Source organism: Moritella sp. PE36 (assembly GCF_000170855.1).
Lineage (GTDB): Bacteria > Pseudomonadota > Gammaproteobacteria > Enterobacterales > Moritellaceae > Moritella.
Map to the genome: position 1 here is coordinate 21,867 of NZ_ABCQ01000056.1, position 7,122 is coordinate 28,988.

A 7,122-nucleotide genomic window follows, 5' to 3' on the forward strand; every position below is an offset into this window, starting at 1 on the left:
AAATAGACTAGAAGACCAGAGGGTCATCAAGATCATTGAGTATACTGTTTATACCTTCCGGACTGGTAAGATCAACACCACTATAAGCAACACGTAAATCGACATTATCTAATATAATAACCTGGCTAATACTGTCGCTTTCTCCTTCAGCATTAATACTAATGGTCGTTGTCACAGTGCCATTACTATCGCTGCCAAAGCTCATTTCTAAGTAATCGTCCAAGTTACCCGTTGTTGCGCCTTGTAGCAAGTCACTGAGATCCAATTTATCTTCATTGATATTAAAATCGGTGATGTGATCGACAGCAGGTATAATAGCAGTGCCTTCATCGCCGTCTAACCAGACAAAAGTATCTATACCGCTACCACCAGAGAGAATATCGTTACCAGTGCCGCCGATAAGCATATCGTTACCACTTCCACCGAGTAAGCTATCATTATTCGCACCAGCAACGAGGACATCATTACCGCCTTGCCCCTCTAAAACATCTACGTCGTCACTGCCTAATAAAATTTCAGACTTATCACTACCGGTAATAGTCGAACCTGCAACATATTCGAAATCAACGGTCGCGCTATCGCTAACACCACCATTTTCCAACTGATAATCAAAACTCACATCATCGATACTATGACCTTGATTAACAGTAACTTGCACGTTTTTAAAATCTAAACTAGAACCTGATACTAGGGCATTATCCATACTATTGATAGCACTGATATTACCCGATGTACCAGCATGATCATTATGCATTAAGGCTAGACTTGGTATTTCTAACGTTGCTTGCCCATCTATATTAGTTAGGACCAAATCTCGATTGGCATCGAGGTTAGCTTCGTACTCTAAATTCACTATCACGTCAAATGCGCTACTATCACCATCATTATCTGTGATAGTAATATTAAAGATATCTTGTTCACCGGTTATTGAAGTGTCTAATTCAATTTTATATTCGTAGGCTAAAGTAACAAAATTAAGTGTAAATCGACCGCCTTTACTTGTGTCTACCGAGATCGATTCAGGCATTCCAGTGTTTGGTTGATAAGTGTAAGTTGTGCCATCAATAACAACCGCGGAAATGTAACCACCATCGGCGCCCAGAGCCACCCCTGCATTTCCATTTGAAGAAAGCAGTGACATATTACCGGTAATACTACCGCCATCAATTGTACCGAGTAAGCTGGCTTCTAAATCCGCTGGAGTACTCACCTGGAAGGTATTAGGTTCAGCCTCACCGTTCGCATTGGTATTTGGATAACCAATAGGCTCTAAGTTACCCAGAGAAACACCATTACCGATACCAATTGCAAATGATTTATCAATATTATTATCGACAAGGAAGTTTTCCCAAGTAGCTTGTTCGTTAGAGTTAATACCAGCTTCTTGATATGATGGCTCACCATCGGAGATAAAGTAAACCACTGATTTGTCAGCAACAGGCGCTTGATAATCGTCCATGACCTTATTCAGAGCTACATCATATGAGGTGCCACCATCTGCATCTACATCATTGAGGTAATCTTGGGCAGCGTTAATATCATCTTCATACCAGCTTGATTTAGTTGCGTAATAATCAAAGGCAACAAACTGAATATTCACATTACCAACGTTGTCATATTCATTAAACAAGCTCGACAACGCTTCTTTAGCAATATCCATTCGTGAACGCCCAGTACCATCATTCGCAGAATAATCCATAGAGCCCGATTTATCTAAGACGATAATTAAGTTAGTGGTATAACCGCCAGCGGCGGCTTCTAAAGTTTGCTCTATATTTGTTGCAACAGGCGCATCATCAACAATCGTAATTGCTAATTGAGCAGTAGTTTGGTTACCACTATTACTATCTGTTAACTGATAATCGATACTATCAACAATACTTTCAGCATTAGTAGTAGCTGCTGTTTCAAGTGTATAGGTATAATCACCGGCTCTATGGCTTCCATCATCTTCGACATAAACCGTTAATGTACCTTGGTCCATATCAATCGTAATACTGTTATCACCAGGTGTAACTATTGTATTACCAACAGCCGTAATACTGGTTGTCGAGCCAATGCCACTATCATTATCTAAAAGATTACCGCTTACAACAGTCGCTGAATTACCGCTGTTTGAACCTAAATCCAACCCAGATTCATAAGTAACACCAGTATCAGTTACAGCTACCGAGTCTCCGGAATGGCCGATAGTGAGACTGCCATCACTAGTATCACCATCACTGTCTTCCAAAACATAATCAAAAGTTTCATCATCAACAGCGCTGCTTTCACCATGTAGTGTTGTCCCTGTTAATACAAACCATGAATCACCCGCTGGTTTAATCGCAAGATAACTTACTTCACTGCTAAAAGTTAATTCGCTAGTCACGCTATTACTGGAATTACCCATCACGGTTTTATAACTGTCGACTAGATTACCGTCTTTGTCATAACCATAAACGAATACACCTTCAGTATTACCCAATAGACCAAAACTCAAACTCAACTCTTTAGTACCTGAATCAAGCGCTAATAATAAGCTATCATGGCCATTGATATACGACACACTACCAGAAGCCGATACGCCGATTCCCCCGCCATTAGCATTCGAATTTGAACTAGCATTGTTAGTAGCATTATCTAGGTTATTAATATTTAACCCTGCATTAGGCCAATCATAAATAAATATATCAGCCCGATTGGCATCGTTGCCATAATAGCCATAAACATTAATACCCGCGTCAGCCCAAGTCGTCGATTCAAGATTACCACTGGCGACGACTGTCGTTGCGACCTCTGAAGTATATTCATAACTACCATCGTCTTTGAAGGTTACTGTACCGCTATCAGTATCAAGTGTTAACTCACCATTAGTGAAATTTTCGCCATTGACACTGGTTAGCTTAACGCTGTCAGTACCCAGTTTATCGGCACCGTCAGTTTGTCCGCCTTCGCCAGTGATCACATTGCCATAAATCGTACCGCCATAACCAACGCTATCAGTGTCATCAACAGCAACAGGGGCTGTATCAGTAACAGTCACATCAAGATCGACAGTGGTTGATGCGGTTTTATTCGTTCCTGTAGCGTCTGCTTCAGTAGAGGTAGCTGTGAAGCTTAATGTGTGCGTTGTGCTATCACCCGAAGCCTGCCCGTTAAATGTTAACTTGGTTAAATCCCAGTCACTGATATCGATCACTGAACCATCACTAGTGATGGAATTTGAACCGTCACTTAATATCGCGCCAAGTGGTACACCAGAGACAGCTAAAGCCAGACTTTCAGAACCATCATTATCAACAAGTGCAGAATAAATAGCTGATAACGCAATTGGCGTACCTTCTATACCATTATTAACAACAGATGAACCATCATCAAGTTCAATGGTTAGGATTGGCGTATCAGCAATAGGTTTAACCTCTATTGTAACAGTCGCAGCGTTAGATACATTACCGGCAGCATCCTCAACGGTATAAGTAAAGGAATCACTACCACTATAACCGTCAGCGGGTGTATAAATCACAGTACCATCATTATTAATACTAACAGAGCCGTTTGATGGCTGATTAACAATCGTGATAGAGCTAATATCGAGATCCCCATCTGCATCATAATCATTATCTAAAATAGCAATTTCAATAGCGGTGCTCTCATCGGTTGTAATTGCACCTTGGGTAATATTAGGATCAACAGCAGGAAATTTATCATTAATATTAATGTCGGTATCGCTATAATTCACATCGAGATTAGCGTCTACCGATGTTTCAGTTCCGTCAGCTTGAATAGTTGTCAATGTAAATTCATCTGCAAGCGTTCTCGACAACGTCATATTTTGTACAACGTAAGAACCATTGCTACCTGAAGTAGTAAGTTCGAAATAAGAAACAGATTCATTAGTTGTAAAGGAATAAGTATCCTCTTCTAAGCCACTTGTTCGATACCCTCCTTCTGTACCGATAGCAACACCATCACTGTTAAATGCTGTAATGAGAACTTCTGTCGCATTACTACTGTTTTGGTCAAAATAACTACCGAGACCAGCAAGTGTGAAGGTCACTTCATTGATGTTTTCACCATTAACAGCAACAGTCAGAATCTCACCTTGAGATAATCCAGTGCTGCTCTCATTACCAATACCAGTACCAACATGACCAGTACCATTATAAGCGGTTAACTTACCAGTAGAAACTGTCGTGGTAATAGTTGTATCGTTTTGAGTGTATACAGCGCTTTTTCCATTTGGAGAGATATTGCCCCAGTCTCCAGTTTGAGCAACACCACCATCGGCATCTGTATCAAATGTACCTACTTCAATATCGATTGTCGCAGCCTGTACAGCATCTACGTTAGGTACATATTGGACGTTAGAGTCGGCATTATATTCAACACCGACTTCCATCGTTACCCATACGCCCCCGACCTCAATTTCTATTACACCGTATTCAGGTTCTTCATCAAGACGGATCATGGCGTCTTGATCCATTTCGCTATCATCAGTTGCGACTGGGGGGCTTGTGTCAGCAGACAGTGCTGTCGCACTGACTGGCGCAGATGTATTGCCCGCGTCATCGCTCAGTGTCGCGGTCACTTTCGCTTCAGGTAGTACTTCGATTGCGATACCGTTTGCAATATCGTCCGCCGTTAATACAACGGTTACTGGCGTGGCGCCATCAACGTTATACGTTAATGTATCGCCCGCTTTAGAGCCGGTGACTGCGATCGTCGCCGTCACCGTGCCATCGGTACCTAATTCTGCTGCGTTATAAACGCCGTCATCATTGGCATCGATATCTGCGATCGTAACGCTTGGCGTCGCAATATCCACATCCGCGGCGAAGGCTGTCGCACTGACTGGCGCAGATGTATTGCCCGCGTCATCGCTCAGTGTCGCGGTCACTTTCGCTTCAGGTAGTACTTCGATTGCGATACCGTTTGCAATATCGTCCGCCGTTAATACAACGGTCACTGGCGTGGCGCCATCAACGTTATACGTTAATGTATCGCCCGCTTTAGAGCCGGTGACTGCGATCGTCGCCGTCACCGTGCCATCGGTACCTAATTCTGCTGCGTTATAAACGCCGTCATCATTGGCATCGATATCTGCGATCGTAACGCTTGGCGTCGCAATATCCACATCCGCGGCGAAGGCTGTCGCACTGACTGGCGCAGATGTATTGCCCGCGTCATCGCTCAGTGTCGCGGTCACTTTCGCTTCAGGTAGTACTTCGATTGCGATACCGTTTGCAATATCGTCCGCCGTTAATACAACGGTTACTGGCGTGGCGCCATCAACGTTATACGTTAATGTATCGCCCGCTTTAGAGCCGGTGACTGCGATCGTCGCCGTCACCGTGCCATCGGCACCTAATTCTGCTGCGTTATAAACGCCGTCATCATTGGCATCGATATCTGCGATCGTAACGCTTGGCGTCGCAATATCCACATCCGCGGCGAAGGCTGTCGCACTGACTGGCGCAGATGTATTGCCCGCGTCATCGCTCAGTGTCGCGGTCACTTTCGCTTCAGGTAGTACTTCGATTGCGATACCGTTTGCAATATCGTCCGCCGTTAATACAACGGTTACTGGCGTGGCGCCATCAACGTTATACGTTAATGTATCGCCCGCTTTAGAGCCGGTGACTGCGATCGTCGCCGTCACCGTGCCATCGGTACCTAATTCTGCTGCGTTATAAACGCCGTCATCATTGGCATCGATATCTGCGATCGTAACGCTTGGCGTCGCAATATCCACATCCGCGGCGAAGGCTGTCGCACTGACTGGCGCAGATGTATTGCCCGCGTCATCGCTCAGTGTCGCGGTCACTTTCGCTTCAGGTAGTACTTCGATTGCGATACCGTTTGCAATATCGTCCGCCGTTAATACAACGGTTACTGGCGTGGCGCCATCAACGTTATACGTTAATGTATCGCCCGCTTTAGAGCCGGTGACTGCGATCGTCGCCGTCACCGTGCCATCGGTACCTAATTCTGCTGCGTTATAAACGCCGTCATCATTGGCATCGATATCTGCGATCGTAACGCTTGGCGTCGCAATATCCACATCCGCGGCGAAGGCTGTCGCACTGACTGGCGCAGATGTATTGCCCGCGTCATCGCTCAGTGTCGCGGTCACTTTCGCTTCAGGTAGTACTTCGATTGCGATACCGTTTGCAATATCGTCCGCCGTTAATACAACGGTTACTGGCGTGGCGCCATCAACGTTATACGTTAATGTATCGCCCGCTTTAGAGCCGGTGACTGCGATCGTCGCCGTCACCGTGCCATCGGTACCTAATTCTGCTGCGTTATAAACGCCGTCATCATTGGCATCGATATCTGCGATCGTAACGCTTGGCGTCGCAATATCCACATCCGCGGCGAAGGCTGTCGCACTGACTGGCGCAGATGTATTGCCCGCGTCATCGCTCAGTGTCGCGGTCACTTTCGCTTCAGGTAGTACTTCGATTGCGATACCGTTTGCAATATCGTCCGCCGTTAATACAACGGTTACTGGCGTGGCGCCATCAACGTTATACGTTAATGTATCGCCCGCTTTAGAGCCGGTGACTGCGATCGTCGCCGTCACCGTGCCATCGGTACCTAATTCTGCTGCGTTATAAACGCCGTCATCATTGGCATCGATATCTGCGATCGTAACGCTTGGCGTCGCAATATCCACATCCGCGGCGAAGGCTGTCGCACTGACTGGCGCAGATGTATTGCCCGCGTCATCGCTCAGTGTCGCGGTCACTTTCGCTTCAGGTAGTACTTCGATTGCGATACCGTTTGCAATATCGTCCGCCGTTAATACAACGGTTACTGGCGTGGCGCCATCAACGTTATACGTTAATGTATCGCCCGCTTTAGAGCCGGTGACTGCGATCGTCGCCGTCACCGTGCCATCGGCACCTAATTCTGCTGCGTTATAAACGCCGTCATCATTGGCATCGATATCTGCGATCGTAACGCTTGGCGTCGCAATATCCACATCCGCGGCGAAGGCTGTCGCACTGACTGGCGCAGATGTATTGCCCGCGTCATCGCTCAGTGTCGCGGTCACTTTCGCTTCAGGTAGTACTTCGATTGCGATACCGTTTGCAATATCGTCCGCCGTTAATACAACGGTTACTGGCGTGGCGC

Annotated in this window: 1 protein-coding gene; it reads right to left on the reverse strand. The window is 45.8% G+C overall.

Annotated features, from left to right (window positions below; genetic code table 11):
• Nucleotides 1-7: 7 nt before the first annotated feature.
• The coding region (locus PE36_RS20155; RefSeq protein ID WP_006033938.1) for an Ig-like domain-containing protein at nt 8-7,122 on the reverse strand (7,115 nt) is incomplete at its 5' end.